Raw genomic sequence first — 26,022 nt, 5'->3', positions numbered from 1 at the left:
CATCCTCCTAAACATTAACGCGGCCGCGAGCCTTCCCAGGCGCTCTGCAACAAAGCCCGGATCGCTTCCCGTTCGATCGGGCGCGGGTTCCAGTAGGGGTTCTGGGCGGCGAGTTCCGCCGCACGGTCCAGATCGGCTTCCTTCATACCCAGATCGCGCAGCGCCAAGGGCGCGCCGATCGAAGCGGCAAAATCATAAAGACCGCTGCCCGGCGAGCCGCCGAAAAGATCGGCAGCCGGTTTTAGCGCATCCGCTGCGGCTACGGCGTTATAGGCAGCAGAATGGGGAAGAATGACAGCATGGGTTTCCGCATGCGGCAGATCGAAGCTACCGCCCAGCGTATGGCAGAGCTTGTGATGCAGGGCCATGCCAACCGCTCCGAGCACCGTGCCGCACAGCCAGGAACCGTAAAGCGCTTCGCTTCGCGGCTCGATGTCCCCAGGGGCATTGACGATTTGAGGCAAAGCCTGCTTCAGCGCGCGCAGGCCCTCGATCGCCATCATTGACGAAATGGGATTGCGATCCTGCGCATAGAGACCTTCGACCGCATGCGCCATTGCATTGAGCCCGCTGCTGACGCTGATGTTGACCGGCAATCCCAATGTCAATTCAGGGTCGTAGATCACCACTTCGGGCAGGATGCCGGCCCCGCGGACCGTCGTCTTCTGCCCGTTTTCTGTCTGGCCGAGGATCGGTGTAACCTCCGACCCCGCATAGGTCGTCGCCACCACGATTTGTGGCGCGTCGTTGCGATAGGCGATTGCCTTGCCGAGACCGATCGTCGATCCGCCGCCGATCGCGACGACGCAATCGGCACCGGCTGCGTTATATGCCGCCATTGCGCGCTCGGTCACCTCGACCGGCGTATGCATCGTCGCATCGTGGAATAGTCCCGCCGCAAGCGGGCCGAGGGAAGCGGCGATGCGTTCAGCCTCCGCTTTCTGGTGCGGGGTCGAAAGGATCAGGGCGCGTTTGCCGCCCTGTCCTGCAATCGCCTCGGCGAGACGGTTCAACGAGCCACTCCCGAAGAAGACCTGGGCCGCGCTGGCCGTGTATCTGAAAGGTGTAACCATGCTATCGATCGAGTTTGAAGAGTGAAACCGCGTTGGTGCGACCGATCTTCAGACGGTCGGCTTCGGAGATGGTCGTGCTGTCGAACCAGTTTGCAGCATGGTCGATGTTCTCGAATGGCCAGTCTGTCGAGAACAGAATTCGGTCCGCGCCGATTTCCAGCATAGCATCGATCAGCGATTGCGTGCGGAAGTTCCCCGACGTCGTGATGTAGAAATTCTCGTTGAAATAATCGGCAATCGGGCGTTTGGCCGGATAGCTCTTTTCCACCTTGACCCACGCATTCCGGTTGTCGATGCGCCACATCATGTATGGCAGTCCCTCGCCCATGTGGCCAACGATGATCCGCAAGGCCGGATGTTCGTCAAACAGGCCGGATCCCATCAAGCGTAGCGCATGAACGGCGGTCTCCTGCGCGAACGCCCATGTCGGACCCATCAGCCAGGAATGGCCAGCATAGATCCGGCTGTCCTGCGGCAGAGGGTTGCGCGGATGCAGATAGAAGGGAACGTTGAGTTTTTCGACTTCGGCCCAGAACGGACGGTATTGCGGCAGGTCGTAGTAGAGCGGCGTCGTACCGTCGCCTTCCTGCGAGAAACCATTAACCAGTGCGCCGACGAAACCCATCGTCGTCACGCAGCGCTGCAATTCCTGTGTTGCGGCATCCGGATCCTGTAGCGGCAATGCTGCAAATCCCAGGAAGCGGTTCGGGTTCTTAACGCATTGCTCCGCCAGAAAGTCGTTGGCGCGTCGGGAAATCTCCAGGGCCTTTGCCTTATCCGGGATCGCCTGCACGGCCGGAGCGTTCAGCGACAGGATCATTTTCTCGATGCCGTGGGCATCCATCAGCCGCAAACGCTTTCCCTGGATATCCAGGAGACGGGCGGACAGTTCCGTCCAGTAGTCGCCCGGCACGAATCCAGCCGAATCCTGCAGTGTCTCGGGAATGGCGAAATGTTCTTCAAGCGCGATCTTGCCTTGCACGATATGCTCTCTTTCCTGTCTTGAATCGAAATGCTGAGGATGGCGGATCAGAATTGTCCCTTGGGCGGAAGACCGAGCAGTTGCTGGCCGGCCATGGTGCCGACTGCATCCCAGTTCATGGAAATGTGGCGTCCGACGGCATTTGCATCGCGCCAAGCCCGCTGGACGGGGTTGGACATCTGGAGGCCGAGGCCGCCTGTCGATGCATTGAGTGCTTCGACGGCCCGAAGCGCCAGGCTGACCGCAAAGGACTGGCTCCGACGGGCGAGAATCCGATCGTCCTCGGTGATCTCGCCGGTGCCATCCTCGCGGGCCTGGGCCAGTTGCTGTGCCCGGGCAATATCGCGCAGAATGATTTCGCGGGCGGCATCCACGGATGCGGAGGCTTCCGCCACGCGAAGCTGGATCGTCGGAAACTCCGCGATCTTGTTGTTGCCACCGGCAACTGCACCACGTGTCACACGTGTCCCGATCTGGTCGATATAGCTATCCAGTGCGCCCTTCGCCGCACCGACGGCTGCGCTGCCGAGGCAGAACGGAACGCCCATGAGAAGCGGAATGTTGAAAAGCCCGATACCCTTGTAGCCACGTCCCCCCGGCGTTCTGCCGGAGGTCGCATCCGGAAAGCTCAACATGCGGTATTCCGGAACGAAGACATCCTCGAGGATCAGGCTTTTTGAGCCGGTGCCCGCGAGGCCGACCACGTCCCAGGTCTCGGCAATGGCATAATCGCTGGCGGGAACCAGAAGGAACGCCGGCACAGGACGCTCCCCCTCGCCGTTTGGCGGAATGATCGCCGCACAGAGCGCCCATTGGGCATTTTCGCATCCGCTCGCAAAGGCCCAATCGCCGGATAGCCGGAAGCCACCCTCGACGCGTTCCGCCATGCGGACCGGCGCATAGGAACCGCAGAGCAGCGCATCCGGATTGCTGCCCCACACCTCCTGCTGAACCCTTTCATCGAACATGGCAAGGAGCCATTGATGCGCGGAAAGGAGGCCGGCAACCCAGCCGGTGGAGGCGCAGGCCGACGACAGCTCGATATTTGCATCGACGAGCTCGGCAAAGGATCCTTCGTCGCCGCCAAAGCGGGCCGGCTTGACGATATCGAAATAGCCGGCGGAGCGCAGCAGATCGATAGAGCGCGCCGGCACACGGCCGGATTTTTCGGTGTCGCGCGCGCCGGCACGGATTTCGTCCAGCACCGGGGCGATGCGATCTGCAAGACATGCGGTCTTGACCCGCGCCGAGGCGGGAAACAGGGCGGCTGTATTGTTCATGGAACTACCTTCAGTTCTGGGATGCAGGAAGCGCGTGCTGTGGCGCGCAATATTTCGAATTCTCGTACATCAGCGCGATCGTGTCGTCGGAATGGCGTGTATCCACCACCTGCCCGATGAAGATCGTGTGCGTACCATAGGGAACTGCGCCCATGCGGCGGCAGACAACCGAGGCATGAGCGGAATTCAGCACCATCATGCCGCGCTCATGGCGAACCCAATCGGCAGCGTCGAACCGACGCTCAGGCGCAATCTTGCCGCTGAAACCTTCCGATACGGCTGCCTGCCTGTCGGTCAGAATGCTGACTGCGAATTCCGGCACCTCAAGCAGCATGTCATGCAGGTAGGTGCGATTGTTCAGGCAGATGATAAGAGATGGCGGATCCATCGAAAGTGATGTGACGGCGGTGGCCGTCATTCCATGATCCGAACCGTTGCGACAAGCAGAAATGACCGTCACCGTCGCCGGGAAACGGCGCATGGTCGATCGAAACGCATCGCTGATGGGTGCGGGGGCCGGCGCTATATCGAGGGCAGCAGTGGCAGACATGATTTCCTCCCGTGTCTCCTTGGCATCTAGATTATTGCATTTGCAACTATTGTCAATGCAAGTTTATAAATTGGGCGGGAAAATGCTTGCCTTACTCAGCCTTTCTCGACGGCTGAAAGCCAATCGTGTTGTCATTCCGGTAATTTAGGTGCATGTCGGAGAGAGCCCTCAGCAAGCGAAATCCCGCCAGCAGACAGAGACATGTACAAACTTACCGATTCCGTTCCGTATCTTCTCAATCGCGCCGGCGTGCGGATAGCCGAGGTATTCGCGCAGAGAATCGCTGAAGACAATCTCAGCGTGGCGATGTACCGGGTTCTGGCCATGCTCAAGGAGCGCCGGGAAAGCACCCTTGGAGATCTCGCCGACGTTGTCTCTGTCGAGATTTCGACGCTTTCGCGCCTCGTCGGCACACTGGCCAAGCGCAAGCTGGTGTCGAGAACACGTCCGGAAGACAATGGCCGTATCGTCATCGTAAGGCTGACCCCGCAGGGAGAGGCGCTGACGGAAAGGCTCATGCCGCTTGCCGTCGAGCTTGAACGCACCGCGGTTCAGGACATGTCGGACGAGGAGGTCGCAGCACTGAAGAAGGCGCTGCGCCGCATGCACAGCAACCTGCCGGCAATGTCCGGAAAGGGAAAAGTTGCGAGCTGAAAAGTTTGCAGTTGCAAATATTTTATTCGCAAGTATTTAATAGCGTGTCATCGTTGTCTTGACATAGCCCGTTTGCGGGTGAGTCTGGCGCTGGGAGGAACCACGCCGGCAACGATCCAGGAGGGTTTGTACACGGATCGACGCGGACCTGCCGCTGGCAGGAGCGTACTTCCTGTACGCAAATGTATGGGGAGGGAAAATTGGCCATACAAGATCTCGCTATTATCAACGAACGCGTTCGCAGCCCGAATATCATCATCGCCCTTTGCGGTCTGCTGATCCTGTTCGACGGCTACGACCTGATCGTTTACGGCGCAGTCGCGCCGGCGTTGCTCGGTGAAGCCAGTTGGGGCCTGACTCCGGGCATGGTCGGACGGGCTGCCTCCATCACCCTGTTCGGTATGCTGCTGGGCGCTCTCGTTGCCGGAACACTTGCTGACAGGATAGGTCGTCGCAAGGTCATCATCGGCAGTCTGCTGAGCTTTTCCGTGATGATGATCGGCAGCGGTCTTGCGCCGAACTTTCTCGCTTTCGAGGGAACACGCTTTCTCGCCGGCCTGGGGCTTGGAGCTCTTTTTCCGACGGTAACCGCTTTGATCATCGAGTTTTCTCCGCCGAAGCGGAAGGCAATGGCCTATTCGATTGCTCTTCTCGGTTACCTGGCCGGCGGCATCATCTCGGGTATCCTCGGAATGCTGCTGATACAGAAATACGGATGGCGCCCACTGATGATTATTGGCGGTGCACCGATCCTGCTTCTGCCTTTCTTCATCCGCCTCATCCCCGAGTCTCCCGAATGGCTGGCAACAAAGAACCGCCAGACCGAAGCCAACCAGATCGCAAACCAGTACGGGCTGCCCAATCCCGTAGCCAGGCCCGTTGCGTCACGCCAGGTGGGCATCCGCTCGCTGTTTTCCGAAGGTCGCCTGCTGCCGACGTTGAACGCATGGGGCATTCACTTCTGTTCGCTTCTGCTCACATTCGGCATGGTCAATTGGCTTCCGACCATCATGAACAAGATGGGCTATGACCTCGGTTCTGCCCTCCTTTTCTCCGTAACGCTCAATCTCGGAGCGGCCGTCGGCCTCCTGATCGGCGCAAGGATTGCCGACCGCGGAAACGTCAAAATAGTCGTGGCAGGCATGTTTCTTCTCGGAGCCTGCTCGATCTGGTTGCTGACGCAAGTGGATCAGGGCCTCCAGGTTTATGGTCTCGTCGCACTTGCCGGTACGGGAACGATCGGCACGCAGATCCTCGCCAACGTTCTCGTTGGAAACCTCTATCCGGTCGAAATCCGTGGAACCGGCCTTGGCTTCTCGCTCGGCATCGGCCGTATCGGCGGCATGATAGGACCGGCCATCGGCGGTGCGGTTCTGGGTGCGGGCCTGGCTCCGCAGTGGAACTTCTACATCTTCGCATCGGTCGGAGTCTTGGGATGTGTCCTCGCGCTCATGACGTTGCTGTATCGCAAAAAGGCTGATTGACGGCCAGATTGTCGGCAGGTCTTACATCCAGAACCTGCCGGCAATGCAAACCTTGTGAAGCTGATTCCCGATCATAGCCGACGGCTTTACGCGGTCACCGAGGCGAAAGACCGGAAGCGCAAGGACAAGTGGTTTCTGCCGCCGCCACGCTGGCGATCGAGCAGGTCGGCTAAATTCCCGTGTCGTAAAACAAGCTAAATAGTCGACGAAGCAGCCGAGATCCCGTATGCCGCTCATATGTCGATCCGACAGGCAATAGAAAGTCATAACGATGGCAAACTCGCCCCGCAGACCTGTCAATCCAATGGATGCTGCCGAAGCGTTGTTCAAACCCGCGAAGAAGAAGGCGGAGCCAGCGGTTGAGCGGCCGGCGCTGCCGAATACAAAGGAGCTTGTTTCGCTCAAGATCGACAGCGATGTGCTTTCCTTTTTCCAGGAAGATGGCCCCGGCTGGCAGGATCGGATCAACGATATATTGCGCGCCGCGATGAAGAACGGGCTCTGACCTGTTGCACCATCTTGTCCGCTACGGGTGGTTGTTGTGATACCGAATGCACTGCAGCGGCTTCTCCGCAGCGGCGTTGTCCATGTTCTCTTCGCCTTTTTGGCAATGGGCAGCTGGGCGGTTTTCGCCAATCGCGCGCACGCCATGCCATTGCCGCTCTATGCCGGCCTTGTGCAGGGTACGATATCCGCCTGCCTGACGCTTTTCCTGAAATCTGTGATCGACTGGCTTTCGAAGCGCTTCGTCGGATCTGCGCGATTTTGGGCGCCGCCTCTCATTGCTTGTCTCGGCTCAGCCAGCATTCTCGTGGCAATTCATGCGGTGACCGGCACACCGGAAATACTCAAGACCATCGCACTTCCGCTGCTCGTATCGACGAGCTACGCGGCAATTTACAATTATTCGATCTCGGCACGACGAGGTTTCGATACATGATGGGAAGGCAGCTGATCCCATTTTGCGGACACTCCTCCTCCGGTGCGCGGTAACAAGCAGTCGCAACTGCTGCAGAAGCAGGGGCGTGTCCGCGCTAGACTGTCACTCCTTCACCGCCCCGGTCATCGATGAGACGTAGTAGTCCACGAAGAACGAGTAGAGGATCACCACCGGGAGCGAGCCGAACAATGCGCCCGCCATCAGTGCTCCCCATTCGAAGACGTCGCCGCGCACCAGTTCGGTCAGCACGCCGACCGGGATGGTTTTGTTTTCCGAGGACTGGATGAAAGTCAGCGCATAGATGAATTCGTTCCAGGACAGTGTGAAGGCGAAGATGCCAGCCGAAATCAGCCCTGGTACTGCGAGCGGCAGAATGATCTTGGTGAGAATCTGCCATCTGTTGGCGCCGTCCACCAGCGCGCTTTCCTCTAGCTCGAATGGGATCGAGCGGAAATAGCCCATCAGCAGCCAGGTGCAGAAGGGAATGAGGAAGGTCGGATAGGTGAAGATCAGCGCCAGCCGCGAGTCGTAGATCCCGAGCTTGAAGACGATGAAGGCAAGCGGGATGAAAAGGATCGACGGTGGCACGAGATAGGCGAGGAAGATGACGAGGCCGACCGAACGGGACCCTGTAAAGCGGACCCGCTCGATGGCATAGGCGCCGAAGACTGACGCCACCAACGAGAGGACGGTGGAGCAGACCGCGACCAGCATCGTGTTCCACAGCCAGCCCGGATAGGATGTCTCAAGGAACAGGTATTTGATGTGATCGAGCGTTGCTCCCACCACCCAGAAGGGGCTGTAGTTGCTGTAGTCGGTCAGCTGATCGTTCGGCTTCACCGCGGTGATCGCCATCCAGTAGAACGGGAAGAGCAGCACGACGACGAAGACGGCCATCGGCAGGTAGAGCATTACGATCCGCCGCGGCAGGCGGTTCAGATAGCTCATGCCTTCGGCATTGTCGGTCACGACCTGATCGGCGGCGTTTGAATTTATCGACATCATCACTCTCCCTAACCCCAATTTGGCTCTAACCCTGGCCTTAATCCTGGCCGCCCTGTTGCCATTTGCGCCGTTGCAGGCCGAAGAAGCTGAACATGATGGCGCCGAGCAGGAAGGGCACCATGGCGACTGCGATGGCCGCACCTTCACCGAGCTGACCGCCTGGAATGCCGCGCTGGAACGATAGCGTCGCCATCAGATGCGTCGCGTTGACCGGTCCACCCTTGGTCAGCACGTAGATGAGCTGGAAATCCGTAAAGGTGAAGAGCACCGAGAAGGTCATCACCACGGCGATGATCGGCGTCAGCATCGGCAGCGTCACATAGCGGAAACGCTGCCAGCTCGTGGCGCCGTCGAGCGAGGCGGCCTCCTGCAGCGACGCCGGAATGGTCTGCAGGCCCGCGAGCAGCGAGATCGCCACGAAGGGAATGCCGCGCCAGACATTGGCGACGATGACGGATATGCGCGCATTGATGGGATCGCCGAGGAAGTTGATCGGCCCGCTGATCAGCCCGAGCTTCATCAGCGACCAGGAGATGATCGAGAACTGGGAATCGTAGATCCACCAGAAGGCCAGCGCCGAAAGCACCGTCGGCACGACCCAGGGAAGCAGTACGATTGCCCGGAAGAAGGACTTGAACGGCAGGTGCTGATTGAGCAGCATCGCCAGCCAGAGGCCGAGCGCGAATTTCAGCACCGAGGCAACGGAGGTATAGAGAATGGTGTTGAAGACCGACAGCCAGAAGACGCTGTCGTCCATCAGGAACTGGTAGTTCTCCAACCCGATGAAGACGCCGTCGCGGCCGATCCTCGTATCGGTGAAGCCGAGCCAGACACCAAGCCCCAGCGGATAGGTCAGAAAGCAGACGAGGAACACCGCCGCCGGCAGCATGAACAGGAAGCCGAGCACATTGTTGTTCTGCAGGAGCGAGGAGATCGGCCCGCGTCTATCCTCCGGATTCACCATCGACATTGCTTATCTCCCAGATTGCACTGAACTCCCAGAGGACTTTGCGGCATGCCGAAGCCGGCATGCCGCTTGTTTTGAAGCGCGGCTCAGACGCGATAGTAGCGGTTTGCCCGCCGTTCAGCTTCCTTCATCGCATCCTCGGGCGACATCTGGCCGGTGACGGCGGCCGCATACATGTCGACCAGAACGTAATCGGCCATGGTCGCTGCCGAGGCATAACCGAGTGGGCCGGCATAGCCGTTCGGACGCAGCTTTTCCGAAGCACGTGCATAAGGCGCGTGGATCGGATCGGATGTCCAGATCGGGTTCTTGGCGAAAGCCTTGAGCGGCTGGCAGCAATAGGCGCTTGAGCCCTGGATCCAGGCATTCATCTGGTCGGCTTCCATCATGAACTTGATGTAGGCCTTCGCCGCCTCCGGATACTTCGTATGCTTGAAGAGAAGCAGTGAGCTCGTCTGGAAAAGCTCGACGCTCTGGCCAACCGGGCCGACGGGGAAATTCGTCGTGCGGATGTCCTTGGCGATCTCGGCGAGCTTCGGGTCGTTCTTGGCCGTGTAATAGACCGAGACGCCGTTGGCGATCAGCGACACTTGGCCCGCGAGGAAGGCGCGGTTGTTGTTGACGTCCTGCCAGCTTTCCGTGCCTGGAATGAAGGTCGCATAGAGCTCCTTGGCGTAGTTGATCGACGCCAGCGTTTCCGGGCTGGTGATCGTCACCTTGCCGCCTTCGTCGACCATCTTGCCGCCATGGCTCCAAAGCAGCCAATGGGCGTAGTTGTTGCCGTCGCCGACGGCCTTGCCGTGCGGGAAGCCGGCCGGCGTGCCCTTGGCTTTCATCGCCTTGCAAAGCTCGAGGAAGCCTGCCGTGTCTTTGGGGAACTCGCTGAAGCCGGCTGCTTTCACGTGAGTGTCGCGATAGACCACCGCATTGCCGATTGCCGCCAGCGGCATGGCGATGAAGGTGTCGCCGCGCGCGGCATAGCCCTTCACACCGTCATACCAGCCGTCATATTTGTTGCCGAGATAGTTGGCGAGTTCGGTCAGGTCGACCAGCTTGTCGGGATACTGGTGAGCGTCATCGAACCAGCACATGATGAGGTCCGGGCCGGAGCCGACATTGGCCGCGACGGCAGCCTTCGGGCGGATATCTTCCCAGCTTTCCTTGTCGATGCGCACCTCGACGCCGGTCGCTTCGGTGAACTTCTTTGTGTTGGCAAGCCATGCCTCCTCGTCGCCCTTGACGAAAGGTGTCCAGCGCAGCAGCCGCAGGCTGGCGCCGCTTTCCGGCGTGTAGGTCGGTTCAGCCTGCGCGAGGGATGGCCGAATGCCGAGGCCAGCGGCGCCGGCAACGGCAGCCGAGGCGGCAAGAAAGTCACGTCTCTTAAACCTCATGATATTCCTCCTCTTCAAAAAAGCGGGTGCGAACTCCCCCGCCATTCACCTCCCGCTTGGTGAACGACGGTCCTTGCATCCCTGAAACGGGGTGCTGCCGGCCTGCAGGCGACGGGGCTCCTCCGCCCCGCGCAGCCGCCGGACGGCGTCAGTCGGTCAATCTCCGGCCGCTCTCGGCATCGAAGAGATGAACATGCGCGGCGTCGATCGCAACGCGCAGGGCCTCGCCCGGCCGCGCGCTGACGCGTTCGCGGAAGACGCAGCTGAGATCGCTGCCGCCGAGCCTGAGGATAAGATGCGTCTCGTAGCCGGTCGGCTCGATCACCACGATTTCACCGGGCAGGCCATTGGCATCGAGCAGGATGTATTCCGGGCGAAGCCCGTAGACGAGGTCGCGGCCCAGGGCGTCGGCAGGCGGATTGGCAACCGGCAGCGCCGTGCCGTCCGGCGCCTTGAAACTTGTCGGGTTTTCGGGGTCGAGCCTGCCCTTGATCATGTTCATCGCCGGCGAGCCGATGAACCCGCCAACGAAGAGATTGGCCGGCTTGTCGTAAAGCTCGAGCGGCGTGCCGATCTGCTCGACGACGCCGTCATGCATGACCACGATCTTGTCGGCCATAGTCATGGCCTCGATCTGGTCGTGGGTGACGTAGACCGTCGTCGTTTTCAGCCGCTGGTGCAGTTCCTTGATTTCGGCGCGCATGGCGACGCGCAGCTTCGCATCGAGGTTGGATAGCGGTTCGTCGAACAGGAAGACTTCCGGATCGCGGACGATCGCCCGCCCCATGGCGACACGCTGGCGCTGGCCGCCGGAAAGCTGGCGCGGATAACGGTCGAGCAATTTGTCGAGACCGAGGATGCCGGCGGCATATTTCACCCGCTTCTCGGCTTCCGCCTTCGGCGCTTTGTTCAGCATCAGCGAGAAACCCATGTTCTCCTGTACCGTCATATGCGGATAGAGCGCATAGTTCTGGAACACCATGGCGATGTCGCGGTCCTTGGGCGGCAGCGTGTTGACCACGCGCCCGCCGATCTTGATCTCGCCGCCGGAAATATTCTCAAGTCCCGCCAGCATCCGCAGAAGAGTGGATTTTCCACAACCCGACGGGCCGACCAGGATCACGAACTCCCCGTCGGCAATGTCGATATCCACGCCTTTGATCACCGGAAATGTCCCGAATGATTTCCGCACATCCGCGAATTGAACGCCTGCCATACCCACTCCTCCCAGAAATCGAGCGCTACATGCTATGTATTCGTATTTTCGTATATCTTGCCGGTGGCCTTATCTTCTCAAGTCCTTCTGCCGCCGCAATCCCGCATCTGCGGGTGTGCCTGGGCCGTACTCTCCTCTTATGGGGCGGTTTTAGCCCAGCTCAATCTCATCCGGACGCACCCGGAGCGTCTTCGGCGAGGTAGACCTCGATCAGCTCGTCCACCGTGGTTTCGGCGACGAAACCCAGTTGCGTCGCGCGTTCGGGCGTAAAGGACTTCGGCCATCCGGCGACGATCCCTTCAATGACCTCGTCGCGGCGACGATCGATCAAGTCCGCCGCCTCAGGACCGGCAGCACGGCGCAAGGCGGCAATCTGGTCGGCAACGGTGGCGGCGACGCCCGGCATGGTGAGCGTGCGCCGAACACCCAGCGCTGCCGTGTCGAGCGTGGCAGCATGGATCAGGAACTTGATGGCGGAACGCGGGCTTGCCAGCCAGTGCTTGACCGTTTCCTCGACCGGAAGAACAGCCCGCTGGCCTGCAAGCGGTTCACGCAGGATTCCGGAAAAGAAGCCCGATGCGGCGGCATTCGGCGCACCCGGCCGGATCACGATGGTCGGCAATCGAATTCCGACGCCGTCGATAAAGCCGCGCCGCGAATAGTCGGCGAGCAGAAGCTCGGATATCGCTTTCTGGACTCCGTAGCTGGTCAGAGGTGCGAGCACGTAGTCGTCGGGAATGGGATCGGGAAACGGCGAGCCATAGACCGCGATCGACGAGGAGAATACGAACCGGGGAACATAGGCTTGGCGGCTTCCTTCCCGGCGGATCGCTTCCAACAGCAATCGCGTGCCGTCGAGATTGACCTTGTAGCCGAGGTCGAAATTGCGCTCGGCTTCACCGGAAACGATCGCGGCGAGATGGAAGATCACGTCGGCCCGGCGAGCCGCCAGGGCTTCCGCTGCGCCGCTTTCGGAAATATCGGCAGCCAGCGCTTCCGCCGGCACGGAGACGTCGGCGGGCACCGGCGGAGGCGTTACATCCACAAGCGTCATGCGCGTGATTGTATCGCCGCCGAGTGACCCGCTGCGCCCCAGTGTGGCGGCGAGCTTCCGGCCGATCATTCCTCCCGCCCCGATAATGAGAATATGCATCGTGTTTCGCCTCCCTGCGAACTACGAGAAGAGTAACTTGGTCGTCGTATAAATACGGGTTTCGTGGATTGCGAAGGCCGCGGCCGCGGCATCCGGCTCCCGCGTCTCCAAACCAGCGAGGATCAACCGGTGATCGGCGATGCTCGTGGCGATACTCCCGGGCTGCGATACGACGCGCCTTCGGTGGCTCAGAAGATAGGAATAGAGGTCGGCGGCCATATCAGCCAGCACCGCGTTGCCGCTGGAACGGTAGATAGCGGTGTGAAATTCCCGGTCACATATCAAAAAACGAACAGGATCGTCACAGGCGGCCTCCTGCGCTGCGATCGACTTGCGGAGATAATCAAAAGTTGAAGGCTCCATCTTGAGCGCGGCAGCCCTGACGACCTGTGCTTCGATAAGAAGCCGGGCCTCATGAACATTGTCGAGACTGTAGGCCGCGATGTCGCGATACCGCGCAGCCTGGACGGCCAATTCGCCGACGTCCTCCGATGCCACCACTGTGCGCGTTCCGTGCACAACCGAGAGAATCCCATGGGTGGAAAGGATCAGGATCGCCCCACGGACGGTCTCGCGGCTGACCGAGAGTGCGGAGGCGAGCTCCCGTTCGCTGGGCAGCGGGTCGCCGGCTTTGAGGATGCCGGTGGCGATGAAGGTCGCAATCTTCTGGACGACGAAGTCTTTTATCGACTTCTTCGGCGCTCCACCGAGCGCCGCAACGTCGTCTTCGAGCATCGCTCGAACGTCCATTGCTTTTTCCTCCCCACGCTCAGGTCTACTGGTCCGGTAAGTGGACCACTAGACCTGAGCAAAAGAGGATTGTCAACGCATGATGGCACGCGATCTACCCAACCGTTATTTGGAGCAGTTTTGTGAATGGCAATATCAGCACGCCGAGAAAACCAGCTGATCACAGTGCCGGACGGACTGTAGTCCGATAACGCTCAAGCCACTTTGGAGACTTTCCCGAGGAGCTTGATCGCCTGTTCCAGCGGACGCTTGCCGTCACTGTAATCTTCCCAGGCGGAAGATTTTGACAGCAGGCCGGAACGGTGCGCGGGCGCCGGCGGCTCCGCGGTCATCGACGTCGGAGGCTTTCTGGGTATCGGCGCGAAGCCTGTTGCAGTTCCGATCTTGGATCTTGAGTTCATGCGCGATGAAGACGGCGACGTTCATGCCTTTACGAGCTGGACCAAGGACGAGCTCAAGCAGATGCCCGTGTACCGCGACTGAGCGTAATCATATGATGCCTTCCGTCCTGGCGTAGTCGTTGACGCTGCAGAGCGGAAGGTCCATCTACTCGTACATGGCAAAACCCAAGACCACCGACGATGCGGAGCTGATCAAGGAGTGGCCCCTATCGACCGCAGCCACGCTCGGATCATCCGTTCGCGCGAAGGGGATTCTGCTGGAAATTCGCGCACGTCTGCCTTTGGCGGTGAGAAAGTCGCTCGAAATCGAGGCGGGTGCTCTGACATTGGCGATGGCTGAAACGGCGAAGAGTGCGTTCCGTGCTGCTTCGTCAGTCGTTTCCAACGCGCTCGAAGACATCGAAAGCCTGCCTGTGATCCCCCGTGAAATCCAGGATATCCTGACGATCTCTACTACCGAGAGACATCGCTGGCTCAGCGACGGGCGATTGCCCAGTGCAGGAACCCGCACGGTGAAGCTGCGTGGGCGGGCGAGGAAAATTACCTTCCACGTATTCGACCCGCGCGTGGTGGAGGACATCCTCGACCAAGACCTGGTGACAGTCTGGCGCGAAGAGGATGCTGAAGCTACGGCCGAGAAACGACGACGGGCAGCCTTGAAAGCGAAGTTGACGCGTTCGCTGAAGACCAAGGCCAAGACCCCTTCCAAGCCTGATGCCGCCCCCGACGATGCGTCACGTTCGAAACCTCTCGGCTGGGAAGAGTTCAGTCGCGATGGGTTGCTCCGCTAAGGCGGCGGAACCTCTGCAACGCAGTCTTCGATCCCTTCCCAATAGTCGCCGAAGGCATTTCGGCGACCGGGCACACAATGCGTGACTCCATCCCTCGCGTCTCACCGATGTCCTTCGTTCTAAGGCTGGAGACACTTTTCGGCGGCTTCAATCCGCAACTCTGTCTAACGGTGTCGATCCGCTGATCACTTCTCGCAAAGCTTGGCCAAGTTCTTCTCCAGACTTCGCCGGAGGGCGCCAGAGATTTCAGTCTCAAGTCCTTTGACGATGTCGCCGAACCTGCCACCGGTCTTCACGATCTCGATGGAGGTCTCGGTCATCTTGCAGGTCGTAAGGTCGACCTTCAGCCGAACCTCAGCGGTCGCTGAAAACCCTCCTTCTACCAGCGCTTCGTCCGAGGTCTTGCAAGCAAGCGTGCCGCGGGCGCTCGCCTCCGCGGTGTTGCCATTCACCGACAATTGCAGGTTTTCGATCTTCACGGAATCGAGCTTGTCGACGCCTACCTCCACACTGATGCCGAAGCTCGATACTTTGGTCTTCAACGACCTGCATGGCTGCGCATCTCCGATGGCCCTCTCCAGGGCATTCGGTGCCTGTGCGTTGGCGAAGGAGCATAGCTGGAGGAGAGAGACTCCTGCAGCTAGCAGGCCTAAACAATTCCGCATCGCTCTCCCATCTCCCTGGATTTCATGCAGGTGCCTCTGAATGATAGGGCGGGATCGGTCTGCGGGAAAGGCAATGACGGTTGCCCGACCATGACCGTCGCACAATGAACTTAGACGTCAAATATTGTCTAACGACCGATGGAAACTACGTCGTTTGCAGTACGAGCTCGTGGCCGCGGCGAATGGCGAGCCACATCCCTCGCATTCAGATCCGATTATCTGCCCTGAAAGATCCTGTGTCGTCTTTCGAGCCACTCGTCGATCTTCCCGCGACTGTTTCGGAAACTGTAAGCACAGGAACCGCATCTCTGCGGATCGCTCTTAGAACACTGATCTGTTCGAAAGAAAGTGATGATCTTTCAGACCGGTATTGGCTTCATGAGCGGCGACTGTGTTCAGGAACCGGTCGAGCATCGAGTTGAAGCTCTCCGGCTTTTCCCAGAAAGGCGCGTGACCAGCACCTTCCACTACATGCGCTTTGCCTTCGAAGAGCAACTGGATGTTCAGGCCCGAAAAATAGCTGAGTTTGACAAAGGGGTCATAAAATCCATTCACAAAAGCAATGGGTATATCTGCCTGTTCGACGGTGCGGCGCTGATCCACCCCCTGCCCCCGCAACATTGCGCGAGAAAAAACGCTCCTTAGTCTCCCGTCTGCGCGCGCTATAGCATCGCGAAAGGAGGGGTTGCTCGTGTCTCCAAAGCAAAGAGACTGAAACCGCTCCACGTCACGCGACGTAAAGTTCTCTTTTGATGCCAGAAGAACATCAAATGATGGATGGAATCCCCGCAGCATTCCGAGGAGACCGCTGGGGACCGGTGGCGTGCCGCACAACATCAGGCCCGAAATGCCGTTGCCGCTGCCCGCCATCTCAATCGCGACGTGACCGCCAAGCGACCATCCGAGCACGGGAAAGCGATGAAGCCCCAGGCGGGCTGCCACCTCTCCTATGCAGTCGGCAAGACCGGTGACAGTGTAAGTTGACTGCGGATCTCGAGCGTCGCTCGATTCGCCATGTCCCGGAAGATCGAGCGCAATCAGACGCCAATTCCGGGACAAATGGCTGTGTAGTTGCCGTGAAAAGACCGTCCGTGAGCTGCCGGAACCGTGTATCATAACCAGTGGTGCAGCGCCATCGATAGTGTCACTGATGCGTACAGCGCCGTGGCTGGTGTCGATTGTACAGTGAAATACGTCCATAAGCTGCGACCCCTAAAGCGCAGCCAAAATCTTGCACAAAAATATCTACGGCAGGTGCATGATCATCGTAAACCAGATCTAAACCAGGCCGTGCAATCACGACACGTTTCGGTGCGGTTACGTATCATACATCAATCATTTGCCTTGGCGTTTTATACGGGTTAGGTCTGTCGCAGCAGCAATTGTAACCAACCTTTCAAGCTGGGTATCGAGATGCAATTTCTTCTGGACTTCATTATTTCGATCACCAGCCTGATTATCGTCGGGTCCTACGCGTGGTCGTTGCGAGGCCACTTCAACTCACCGAAGATGGAAGCCGGAGCAAAGCTGATCACCGTCGGCGTCATCGCGACGACGGCGTTTTTCCTGTACCTGGTTTGGTCCGAGACGCAGATGCTATGGGTACAGGTAGTAGGACTGGGATTTGAAATCGGGTCGGCGGGCTTGTTCTGGTGGGCGGTGTCGGCGTCGCGAGAGGCCAGGTTGCGCTTTGTGTTCACCCTCGATCATCCAGATAGTCTTGTCACCGACGGTCCCTATCGCTACCTGCGGCACCCTTTTTACACGTCCTACCTGCTCTTCTGGTCGGGGTGGGCGCTGGCATCTTGGTCGATATGGTCGATCCTGCCGGTCTTATTTTTTACGGTTGTCTACGTGATTGCAGCCCGCAATGAGGAGAGGAAGTTCTCCCTATCACCGCTGGCATCCGAATATGAAGCCTATCGGCGCAAGACGGGCTTGCTGACACCGTGGTTCGATTGGCGGTAAACCCGCCTCCGAGGGAGGGTACGCATGGTGGAACCGCGTCAGACGCGATGAAGTAGTACCACGAGGCAGCGGCCCGATAGGCGACTGACCTCTCGACGATGCGATACAGCAATCAGCGTCGAAAGCCTCCGACCGATGGACTTTTCGGACTGCTCCACGGAAACTGTCGATCGTGGCCAGGCGAGTGTCGTTGCCTGCAACAAATCCAACTTCAACACCACGGCATTAATCCGACGCCTGGCCCGGCTGTCGCCACGGTGGATCGCCGGGCGGGACCCGAACTCCCAAAGCAATTCCGGTTTGGGCTAACTATCACCTCGAACCGGTCCGCGGTAAGCCCCTCAATCAAGCCGTCACCCGAGCCTTGGCAAGCCGCTTGATCGCCTGTTCCAGTGGCCGTTGGCCGTCGCAATAGTCTTCCCAGGCCGACGATTTCGCCAGAAGCGCAGGAACGGTGCGGATGGTGAAGCGCTTGGGGTCCAGATCTGATTTGACCTGCGTCCAGCTGAGCGGCATTGAGACGGTGGCTCCCGATCGGGCGCGCGGCGACAAAGGTGCAACCGCCGTCGCCATGCGGTCATTGCGCAGATAGTCGAGGAAGATCCGGCCGTTCCGCAGGCTCTTCGTCATCTTGATGAGATAGAGATCGGGATTGTCGCGCGCCATCTGCTGGCAGACACCGTGCGCAAAACCCTTCGCTTCGGCCCACGAAAGCGGCTTGCGCTTGTTGACCGCAAGCGGAGTGACGACGTGCAGACCCTTGCCGCCAGTCGTCTTGCAAAAGCTGATCAGACCCAGCGCGTCGAGACGGTCCCGCATTTCGCGGGCTGCCGAAACGACCGCGGAGAATGGCACGTCCGGACCTGGATCAAGGTCGAAGACGAGCCGGCCGGGCACCTCAGGCTGACGCGGTTCGCAATTCCAGGGATGCAGCTCGACGGCGCCGATCTGCGCGACGGCAGCCAAGCCTTCGACCCGGTCGATTTGCAGGTAGGGCTTTTTATCGCCGAAGACCTTGACCAGTTCGAGAAGGTTCGAGGTGCCGGGCATCGCATGACGCTGAAAAAACTGCTCGCCGCCGATCCCGTCGGGCGTACGGATGATCGAACATGGCCGTCCCTTGATGTGCTCGATCAGCCAGGAGCCGACGGCTTCGTAATAGCGGGCCAGTTCCTCCTTGGTGACGGGTTTGCGGTCATTGGCATCCGGCCATAGCGGCTTGTCCGGGTTGGAGATCAGCACCCCCATGACCTCGGCCTTGGCGCTTTTTCGGCGGACGGGTTTGGCCTTCGCCTCCACCGCCGGCTGCGGCACGTCAGTTTGCGAGGGCTTTGCCGGCCGTTCGGCCTTGACCTCTTTGGCCGGCTTGTCTTCCCGCAGTCCCTTGAAGGCCGCCTGCCGGACAATGCCGTCGGCGGTCCAGCCCGCGAATTCGATTTCCGCCACGAGCTCGGGCTTCAGCCAGGTGACCTCGGCCTCCTTCTTCGGCGCACCAATGCCGGTGAATGGTGATTTTGCCGTCTCGAGCGCTTTCAACTTCGGCAGCAGCGTTTCCACTTTCTTTACGCCATATCCCGTACCGACGCGGCCGACATAGACGAAGTGGTCACCGTGATAGACGCCGACCAGCAGGGATCGGAACTTCCCGTTGGTCTTGGCATAAGCGCCGATCACCACCTCGTGGCCGGCGCGGCATTTCGACTTCGCCCAGCTTTCGGTACGGCCGGATTGATAGGGTGCATCCGCCTCTTTCGAGACGATGCCTTCCAGTGAGAGTTTGCAGGCAGACCGGAGAACTGCGTCACCGCCGGTGTCGAAATGCTCGACGAAGCGGATGCGCGGATCATTGCCGGCGTCGGAGAGAAGGCTTTGAAGCCGCGTCTTGCGCTCGATGAGCGGCAGAGATCGCAAGTCCTCGCCACCCTCATAGAGAAGATCGAAGGCGAAATAGACGAGCTCGCCGGTCTTGCCTTCCGAAAGGGCCGCCTGCAGGGCAGCGAAATCAGGAACGCCATTATCGTCCAGGGCGCAGATCTCGCCGTCGATGATCGCATCGGGCAGCGTCGATGCCGCCTCGGCGATCTCGGGATATTTTGCCGTCCAGTCGAGCCCTTTCCTGGTCTTCAGAGTCGCCTCGCTATCCAGCACTCGCATCTGGATCCGGTAACCGTCGAACTTGATCTCGTGAAGCCAGCCGGTGCCGGCCGGAGGGCGTTCCAGTGTCCGGCAGAGCTGCGGCGCAATGAAATCCGGCAGATCGACCTTTGTGACTGGTTTCGATTTCCGACCGCCTCCGACGTTCTCTTTTCGCTCTTCGGCAGCCAGTCCGTGGTTGCTGTCCCAGACGGCATCAGCCTGAACGTCGCCATCCTCGATCATGAAAGGCTTGGGCTTTCGTCCCTTGCCGGCGGCAATCATCTCCATGGTTCGGCCGGAGGCGACAGAGGTGTTGTTCTCCTCGAGGATCGCTTCGCCATTGTTTTCGACGGAGAACTCATCATGGTGTTTGATGAGCAGCCAATTTGTCCGGTTGCCGCCGTTGCGATCATTGCGCATGCGCACCAGCACGAAGCTGCCGTGCAGGCGTTTGCCTTCCAAGGTGAACTTGAAGTCACCCTTGGCGAGTGCCTGCTCGGGGCTCTTATTTCCTTCCGGTTCCCAATAGCCCCGATCCCAGAGCATGACCGTCCCGCCGCCATACTGACCTTTAGGAATAGTGCCTTCGAAGTCGCCATAGTCGAGCGGATGATCCTCGACCTCAACTGCCAGCCGCTTGTCGTGCGGGTCGTGAGACGGGCCTTTGGTGACCGCCCAGGATTTGAAGACGCCATCCAACTCGAGCCGCAGATCGTAGTGCAGCCGGGTGGCATCATGTTTCTGGATCACGAAGCGACGGCGATTGCTGCGCGCGAGGCGTTTTTCGCCGCTTGGCTCATCCGTTTTTTTAAAGTCGCGCTTCGACCGATAGGTCGATAGTTTGTCACTGGCCATGGTCGTTCCCGAAAGCAACCCCGACAGCGAAATGCCGCCTGGCGGCTGGAAGTTCCATCAGAGTACTCCTCCAGCCGTCAGCGGACAAAACGGCTGGGATAGACGAGAAAAAATTTCACCACCTTGTCGCATCGTTCTCTTGCTTGAAACGTTAATTGCCACCACCGGGATGCAAACATGCGCGCTGATCAATGGCTTTCTCTTCTCATCATCGCGCTGATGATGGGCGCGTTCCTGTGGGGGCGTTATCGATACGATATAGTCGCCGTAAGCTCCCTTCTCGCTGCAATCATTGTCGGCATCGTCCCTGCCAAAAATGCTTTTTCCGGCTTTTCCGATGACATTGTTATCATCGTTGGCAGCGCGCTCATCGTCAGTGCGGCGATATCCAGATCGGGGATTATGGATGTCGCCTTGCGCAGATTTTCTCCCGAACGACGCGGGCCACGGATGCAGCTGATCATTCTGGTTGCCATTGTCGCAGCCCTGTCGGCTTTCATTAAAAACATTGGTGCGCTGGCGATCATGATCCCGGTCGCTGTGCAAATGGCCCGGAAATCACGCGTATCACCGTCGATGTTCCTGATGCCGATGTCTTTCGCCTCTCTGCTCGGAGGGCTTATGACGCAGATCGGCACATCGCCAAACATCATCGTTTCCCGGGTGCGCGAGGAGATCACCGGGCAGCCGTTCATGATGTTTGACTATACGCCTGTCGGCCTGGCGCTCTCGGTCGCCGGCGGTGTCTTTCTGGCGCTGTTCTACAAGCTGCTGCCTGAAAGATCACGGGTCGAAACGTCGATGGATGAGGCGGTGGCGATCAAAAACTACACGACCGAGGCCAAGGTCACCACGCCATCAGGGGCAATCGGGCGGTCCGTCAGCTGGCTACAGAAGCCGGCGGGCGGCGATGCGATGGTGACTGCGATTATCGGTGGCAACGGCCAAAGACGAACGCCCCTTCCCGACACGGTGCTTAAGGATGGCGACCTTCTTATTATAGAGGGGGAGCAGAGCGCCCTCGACAAGATCGTCAGTGAAGCCAAGCTTCAACTGTCCGACCGTAAACACGAGCCTGAGACACGCCAAGACATCAGTTCTGTTGAAGCTATCGTTGGCGAACATTCCCGATTGATCGGCGTCAGCGCAAAAGACGTTTCTCTCTTCCACAATACCGGGCTCAACCTTCTTGCCGTCAGCCGCCGCGACAGGCGCTTCACCGAGCGCCTGGGCGAGATCAAGATCCGCAATGGCGACGTCGTGGTCTTACAGGGCGACTTGCAGAAACTACCGGATCTTCTACGCGAATGGGGATGTTTGCCGCTGGTCGAACGAGATATGAAGCTCGGCAACGCCCGCAATGGCATGATCCCCGTCATTATCCTGATGGCAACGATGGGGGCGACAGCTTTCGGGGGCATTCCCGTCGCGACAGCGTTTTTCGCCGCCGCTTTTCTGATGGTGGTCACCGGATCCGTTCCTTTGCGGGAAGTTTATCAGCATCTCGATGCGCCCATTCTGATCATGCTGGCCGCTCTCATTCCGATCAGCGACTCGCTCAGGACCACAGGAACCACCGACATCATCGCGGACCTCCTCTCGCGAACCGCCGAAATGCTCCCGCCCTTCGGTGCCTTGGCTCTGATCCTGGTTGCGGCCATGGCCGTAACCCCGTTTTTGAACAACGCAGCGACGGTTCTGGTCATGGCCCCGATCGCCGCGACCTTTGCCGAGAAGCTGGGCTTCAGGCCCGATGCCTTTCTGATGGCGGTGGCAATTGGAGCCGGCTGCGACTTCCTCACGCCCATCGGACACCAATGCAACACGCTCGTGATGGGACCGGGCGGATATCGATTTGGTGACTACGCCCGACTGGGTCTGCCGCTCTCGCTCATTGTGGTGATCGTCAGTGTGCCGATCCTATTGCTGGTTTGGCCGATTTGATTACAACTGACACCGGGCATTGCGGCGACCGACAAGAAGGTTTGAAGCAGATGTGTTCCTCACGCGGCGACGTCGGGAATAGGCAAGCCTAGGATCTCGGCATGTTTGCAAAGCTTCGCCCAAGTTGCATCGCCGACCGGCACGCCCTCTTCCAACGCCGCGCGGCGCCTTCGCGCCGCATTGTCGCCCGGCATGCGAACGGGGCCATTGTTCCAGGGCGCCGGAGGATTGCTGCGGCATGCAGCGGCGAGAAAATCAGACTGCGCCGTAAAGGCGTCCAGCCCGGCGAAAAAGGCGGGATCGATGACCTGAAGGAAAGCGCTTTGCGAAAACACACCGGACGGCGTGTTGGCCCGTCCTTTGCCGGAAAGCCCCTGCCCCAGCAATTCGACGATCAGCCCGAGCCCAAAACCCTTGTGTCCCTTCAGCTGACCGCCAAGAGGCATCATTGTCCCGCCCCGTTCCGTCACCTCGCGCGGATCATCGGTCGGCTCGCCTGCGGCGGTGAAAGCCCAGGCCTCAGGAAATTTCTTGCCGGCCTTCGCCAGGTTTTGCGTCATGGTCGTGGTGGTGATCGAGGCCGAGACGTCGATCAGGATCGGATCCTTAGACGTCGGGAAGCCGGCAGCCATCGGATTGGGTGTCAGGAGCGGCTTCGTGCCGCCATAGGGCGCAACGCGGCTCGCCGCGGGATGCGAGACAGACAGCTGTACGATGAGGCCCCGTTCGGTCACCTGCCGCATGAAGGCTGAAAGCGCGCAGGTATGGTGGCAGTTGCGGATCGCGGCGGTGACGACGCCATGATCGCCGACCCGTTCGCAGGCCTGCTCGATCGCCTTTGTCAGCAGCCATGCGCCCGGCAGGGATTTGCCGTCCCAAACAAAGGCTGCGCCGCGGTCATTGACGACCTCATAGCTGCCGGACTTTGCCAGCGAGCCGTCTTCCAACGCCTCGACATACCAGTTCAAAAGACTGACGCCATGGGTTTCGTGGCCGATCATGTCGCCTTCCACCAGGACGGTGGCAGTCGTTTCGGCCTTGTCGGCCTCCATGCCGGCGCGGGTCAATATCTGCTTTGCGAATTGAGTCAGGGCAATGCGGTCAATCAGGGGCATCGGCATTTCTCCCTCACGTCATGGAAAGCACGGGCCGCTGTTCGCGGCGGCCCGTGGTTAAGTGCAGCATACCGGCTTACTTGAAGCGGATCTGCGACAGCTGCAGTTCGGAATTCGTCGCGATCGTCGGCTTGAAGTCGAGACGCGGCGAGACGCGGGTGAAACCGACCATGTGAAACATCGGGATGTCGGCGATGATTTCGGTGTTCACCTTGGCGAAAAGCTCCTTCCAGAGTTTTGTGCGCTCGTCGCCGGTGGCAGACGTCGCCTTGGCGATCAGCGCGTCGACGGCGGGATCGCGAACCATGGAGTGGGAACCGTCGGTCGCGTATTTCACGAATGCGGTGAAGACGGGGTCGCCGGTCGCGTTGTCGTGCTGCGATTGGGTCAGCGTCGGACCAGAATCGGCGACAAAGGGTGCAACGAAGTAGCCGTTCCACACGGACACGTCATACATGTCGAGCTTTACGTTCAAGCCGACTTCCTGAAGCATCGCCATCATCGCTTCCATCGCTTCGGTGGCATTGGGATATTGCCCATTGCGACCGATGATGCGGATCTCACGATCGACCGGGACGCCGTCCGCTTTCGCTGCTGCGACCAGTTCCTTTGCTTTTTCGGGATCATAGGGCCAAGCGGGGATATCGGCATTGTAGCCGATCGTGGTCGGCACGACGAGCTGTGTCGCGATCTTCGCCTGTTCGGGGAACAACGTTCCGAGCATCGCCTGACGATCGATAGCGAGGTTCATCGCTTCGCGGATGCGCCGGTCGTTAAGGGGTGCTGCGCGCGTATCGATGCGCAGCGATGTCGTCTCCGAATTCGGGTAGGCGAAATCGGTTTCCTTGTTGGTGGCATCCTGTACGGATACCGCCGGAACGATATCGGCTTCGCCGGCATCGACCATGGCGGCAGCAACGGCGCTGTCGGAGCGGAACAGATAGGTCGCCTGTTCCACCTGGGGTTTCTCCCCCCAATATTCCGGATTGCGTTTCAGCACGATTGACTGGCCGATTTCCCATTTGTCGAACGTATAAGGGCCGGTGCCAATCGGCTTGCGGGTGAATTCGTCGGCTGGTGTCGCCTCGGCCGATTCCACAGCCATCACCGTCATCAGAAGCGGAAGAATCGGCTGCGCCGGTTTTGTCGTAATCCGGATCGTGTTGGCATCGGGCGTTTCGAAGCTGAACTCCGTGCCGCCGAAATATTTGCCGCCGGTCTCACAGCTGAGCTTCTTATTCTTGTTGCGCTCGATGGTGAATTGGACATCCTTGGCGGTGAACGGCTTGCCATCGTGCCATTTGACATTCGGACGCAGCTTAAACTCCCAGGTGTCGTCATCGATCTTCGACCATTCCGTCGCCAGGCGGGGCTTGAGGCCGCCATTGACGTAGTCGAATTCCACCAGCATCTCGTTGACGTTTTCGGAAATGACCCGGCCGACGTCCTGGCGCGCTGCCATACAGGGTTCGACGACATCGACGGTTTCGGCAAGCACAACAGTGACGTTGCTCTTGGCATCCTGAGCGTGCGCCGTACCGCCGCTCAGCGCGAGCACCGTTGTTGAAAAGCAGGCAGCTAACAAATGCAGTTTCATTTCGTTCTCCTCCCATGCGCCTTTGGCGCTCCTCACAGTGAATCTGCGTCCCGTTTCCGGTGCTCCGGCATCCATCTCCTCATGGTTTTACAAAGCACAAGTGCACTAATATACTAGTTAACGACGGCCTTCAACTCAGGCGCTCCGAAGCATGGAGCCCTCAACCGTGTCCGGAACCCTTCATTTTTACCGGGCCGAGGCAATCAGTTCGCGCATCATCTCGACTTCCTCGTCGGTGAGATCCGTCAGCGGCGCCCGCACCGGTCCCGCCTCAAAGCCGCGCAAGCGCACGCCTGCCTTGACCGCGGATACCGCATAACCGGCTTTGCGATCGCGAATACGGGCAAAGGGATAGTAGAAATCGCGCAGCATCTGTTCACAGGCTGCGTCGTCACCGGCAAGGAATGCCTTGTGGAATTTCAATGCCGTTTCAGGCACGAAATTGAAGACTGCGGAGGAATAGGTCGGCATGCCGGCTCCGCGATAGGCCTGGGCAAACAGTTCGTGTGTCGGCATGCCGCCGATATAGGAAAGGCGGTCGCCGAGCGCGATCGTGACACGGCGCACCGTATCGATGTCACCGGTTCCATCCTTGAAGCCGATCAGATTCGGGCATTCGTCGGCAAGCTGAGCAAGCTGCTCGGCCGAAACCCGCGCCTGGCCACGATTATAAACGATAACGCCCATATTGGTGGCCTTGCAAACGGCCCGTACACGCGCGGCAATGCCATCTGCCGGCGCCTCGGTCAGGTAATGCGGCAGCAGAAGAATGCCGTCGCCACCGGCCGCCTCGATCTCGCGCGCCATGTCGCAGGCAATACGCGTGCCGTAGCCGCATCCGGCAATAACAGGTGCATCGCCGGACACGGCGCGGGCGGCCTTTACCACCTCAACCACCTCACCCGGCGTCAGCGAGAACAGCTCACCGGTGCCGCCGGCAACGATCAGGCCGGCAACGGGGTAGGATGACAGCCATTCCAGATGCGCTGAAAACGGCTTGGCGGCAAACCGGTCCTCGGCATCGAAAGGAGTGACGGGAAAAGACAGCAGGCCGTTGCGAATGATCTCGCGAAGTTCCGTCGGGGCAATCAATTTGGCACTCCTC

The 26,022-nt window shown here is 59.5% G+C and carries 23 protein-coding genes and 1 pseudogene; 8 read left to right on the top strand and 16 right to left on the bottom strand.

Annotated features, from left to right (window positions below):
- Positions 1-14: 14 nt before the first annotated feature.
- Genes G9X67_RS02330 through G9X67_RS02315 form a run of 4 tightly spaced genes read right to left on the bottom strand, consistent with a single transcriptional unit; the run spans position 15 to position 3,885 of the window.
- Positions 15-1,073 (bottom strand): maleylacetate reductase, encoded by a 1,059-nt coding sequence (locus tag G9X67_RS02330; RefSeq protein WP_171597938.1) that lies wholly within the window; start codon positions 1,071-1,073, stop codon positions 15-17.
- A gap of 1 nt (position 1,074) precedes the next feature.
- Entirely contained in the window at positions 1,075-2,055 is a 981-nt protein-coding gene (gene tsdA, locus G9X67_RS02325; protein WP_171597937.1) for a gamma-resorcylate decarboxylase, read from the bottom strand.
- A 47-nt stretch (positions 2,056-2,102) separates the two neighbouring features.
- Positions 2,103-3,335 carry a flavin-dependent monooxygenase gene (locus G9X67_RS02320; RefSeq protein WP_171597936.1) on the bottom strand — a complete coding sequence of 411 codons (1,233 nt, stop codon included), beginning with the start codon at positions 3,333-3,335 and terminating at the stop codon, positions 2,103-2,105.
- A 10-nt stretch (positions 3,336-3,345) separates the two neighbouring features.
- A complete protein-coding gene (locus G9X67_RS02315; protein WP_138333008.1) occupies positions 3,346-3,885 on the bottom strand; it encodes a flavin reductase family protein in 540 nt (179 codons plus the stop codon).
- Between the two features lie 201 nt (positions 3,886-4,086).
- On the opposite strand from G9X67_RS02315, the gene G9X67_RS02310 reads away from it, so the two are divergent.
- From G9X67_RS02310 to G9X67_RS02295, 4 genes are all read left to right on the top strand, one after another.
- Positions 4,087-4,539 (top strand): MarR family transcriptional regulator, encoded by a 453-nt coding sequence (locus G9X67_RS02310; protein ID WP_003562469.1) that lies wholly within the window; start codon positions 4,087-4,089, stop codon positions 4,537-4,539.
- Between the two features lie 182 nt (positions 4,540-4,721).
- Positions 4,722-6,023, top strand: coding sequence for an aromatic acid/H+ symport family MFS transporter (locus G9X67_RS02305; RefSeq protein ID WP_171597935.1), 1,302 nt, complete (start codon positions 4,722-4,724; stop codon positions 6,021-6,023).
- 271 nt (positions 6,024-6,294) lie between these two features.
- Complete coding sequence (locus tag G9X67_RS02300) at positions 6,295-6,528, top strand: BrnA antitoxin family protein (protein WP_171597934.1); 234 nt, start codon at positions 6,295-6,297, stop codon at positions 6,526-6,528.
- Between the two features lie 27 nt (positions 6,529-6,555).
- A complete protein-coding gene (locus G9X67_RS02295; protein ID WP_171597933.1) occupies positions 6,556-6,963 on the top strand; it encodes a hypothetical protein in 408 nt (135 codons plus the stop codon).
- Positions 6,964-7,065: 102 nt separating this feature from the next.
- Here G9X67_RS02295 and G9X67_RS02290 read toward each other — a convergent pair whose 3' ends face one another.
- The 6 genes from G9X67_RS02290 to G9X67_RS02265 form a co-directional block, all read right to left on the bottom strand.
- Entirely contained in the window at positions 7,066-7,965 is a 900-nt protein-coding gene (locus G9X67_RS02290) for a carbohydrate ABC transporter permease (protein ID WP_171597932.1), read from the bottom strand.
- Between the two features lie 40 nt (positions 7,966-8,005).
- The gene (locus G9X67_RS02285) at positions 8,006-8,938 is read right to left on the bottom strand and encodes a sugar ABC transporter permease (RefSeq protein ID WP_171597931.1); all 933 of its coding nucleotides are present in this window, start codon (positions 8,936-8,938) and stop codon (positions 8,006-8,008) included.
- A gap of 83 nt (positions 8,939-9,021) precedes the next feature.
- Positions 9,022-10,326 (bottom strand): ABC transporter substrate-binding protein, encoded by a 1,305-nt coding sequence (locus G9X67_RS02280; RefSeq protein WP_171597930.1) that lies wholly within the window; start codon positions 10,324-10,326, stop codon positions 9,022-9,024.
- A 148-nt stretch (positions 10,327-10,474) separates the two neighbouring features.
- On the bottom strand, positions 10,475-11,542 hold the full coding sequence (ugpC, locus tag G9X67_RS02275) for a sn-glycerol-3-phosphate ABC transporter ATP-binding protein UgpC (protein ID WP_171597929.1): 1,068 nt from the start codon (positions 11,540-11,542) through the stop codon (positions 10,475-10,477).
- A gap of 166 nt (positions 11,543-11,708) precedes the next feature.
- Positions 11,709-12,695: a D-erythronate dehydrogenase gene (denD, locus tag G9X67_RS02270; RefSeq protein ID WP_138333015.1), complete on the bottom strand. Its 987-nt coding sequence runs from the start codon at positions 12,693-12,695 to the stop codon at positions 11,709-11,711.
- A gap of 21 nt (positions 12,696-12,716) precedes the next feature.
- Positions 12,717-13,445, bottom strand: a complete 729-nt coding sequence (locus G9X67_RS02265; RefSeq protein WP_171597928.1) for an FCD domain-containing protein — start codon at positions 13,443-13,445, stop codon at positions 12,717-12,719.
- 309 nt (positions 13,446-13,754) lie between these two features.
- Between G9X67_RS02265 and G9X67_RS02260 the strand changes: the two are divergent.
- Together G9X67_RS02260 and G9X67_RS02255 are read left to right on the top strand one after the other, a co-directional pair.
- Positions 13,755-13,928, top strand: a pseudogene (locus tag G9X67_RS02260) (PRC-barrel domain containing protein); the annotation flags it as partial.
- 73 nt (positions 13,929-14,001) lie between these two features.
- On the top strand, positions 14,002-14,637 hold the full coding sequence (locus G9X67_RS02255; protein WP_138389001.1) for a hypothetical protein: 636 nt from the start codon (positions 14,002-14,004) through the stop codon (positions 14,635-14,637).
- A 185-nt stretch (positions 14,638-14,822) separates the two neighbouring features.
- Here the strand turns inward: G9X67_RS02255 and G9X67_RS35385 are convergent, their stop codons facing one another.
- Positions 14,823-15,302: a hypothetical protein gene (locus G9X67_RS35385; protein ID WP_129417473.1), complete on the bottom strand. Its 480-nt coding sequence runs from the start codon at positions 15,300-15,302 to the stop codon at positions 14,823-14,825.
- Positions 15,303-15,623: 321 nt separating this feature from the next.
- Entirely contained in the window at positions 15,624-16,502 is an 879-nt protein-coding gene (locus tag G9X67_RS02245; RefSeq protein ID WP_138333021.1) for an alpha/beta hydrolase, read from the bottom strand.
- Between the two features lie 213 nt (positions 16,503-16,715).
- Here G9X67_RS02245 and G9X67_RS02240 point away from each other — a divergent pair, with 213 nt between their 5' ends.
- The gene (locus G9X67_RS02240; RefSeq protein ID WP_171597927.1) at positions 16,716-17,270 is read left to right on the top strand and encodes an isoprenylcysteine carboxylmethyltransferase family protein; all 555 of its coding nucleotides are present in this window, start codon (positions 16,716-16,718) and stop codon (positions 17,268-17,270) included.
- A gap of 345 nt (positions 17,271-17,615) precedes the next feature.
- Here G9X67_RS02240 and ligD read toward each other — a convergent pair whose 3' ends face one another.
- Positions 17,616-20,261, bottom strand: coding sequence for a DNA ligase D (gene ligD / locus G9X67_RS02235; protein ID WP_171597926.1), 2,646 nt, complete (start codon positions 20,259-20,261; stop codon positions 17,616-17,618).
- Positions 20,262-20,438: 177 nt separating this feature from the next.
- Between ligD and G9X67_RS02230 the strand changes: the two genes are divergently transcribed.
- On the top strand, positions 20,439-22,205 hold the full coding sequence (locus G9X67_RS02230) for an SLC13 family permease (RefSeq protein WP_171597925.1): 1,767 nt from the start codon (positions 20,439-20,441) through the stop codon (positions 22,203-22,205).
- 59 nt (positions 22,206-22,264) lie between these two features.
- Here the strand turns inward: G9X67_RS02230 and G9X67_RS02225 are convergent, their stop codons facing one another.
- The 3 genes from G9X67_RS02225 to G9X67_RS02215 form a co-directional block, all read right to left on the bottom strand.
- Positions 22,265-23,326 (bottom strand): Ldh family oxidoreductase, encoded by a 1,062-nt coding sequence (locus G9X67_RS02225; RefSeq protein WP_138333027.1) that lies wholly within the window; start codon positions 23,324-23,326, stop codon positions 22,265-22,267.
- A 70-nt stretch (positions 23,327-23,396) separates the two neighbouring features.
- Positions 23,397-24,917: an ABC transporter substrate-binding protein gene (locus tag G9X67_RS02220; protein WP_012755645.1), complete on the bottom strand. Its 1,521-nt coding sequence runs from the start codon at positions 24,915-24,917 to the stop codon at positions 23,397-23,399.
- Positions 24,918-25,103: 186 nt separating this feature from the next.
- Positions 25,104-26,009, bottom strand: a complete 906-nt coding sequence (locus G9X67_RS02215; RefSeq protein WP_024321445.1) for a 5-dehydro-4-deoxyglucarate dehydratase — start codon at positions 26,007-26,009, stop codon at positions 25,104-25,106.
- Positions 26,010-26,022 lie beyond the last annotated feature (13 nt).

This window comes from Rhizobium sp. WYCCWR 11152 (assembly GCF_013087615.1).
GTDB lineage: Bacteria > Pseudomonadota > Alphaproteobacteria > Rhizobiales > Rhizobiaceae > Rhizobium > Rhizobium indicum.
Note: the sequence above shows the minus strand (reverse complement) of the source record. Positions and strands in the feature narration are given on the sequence as shown.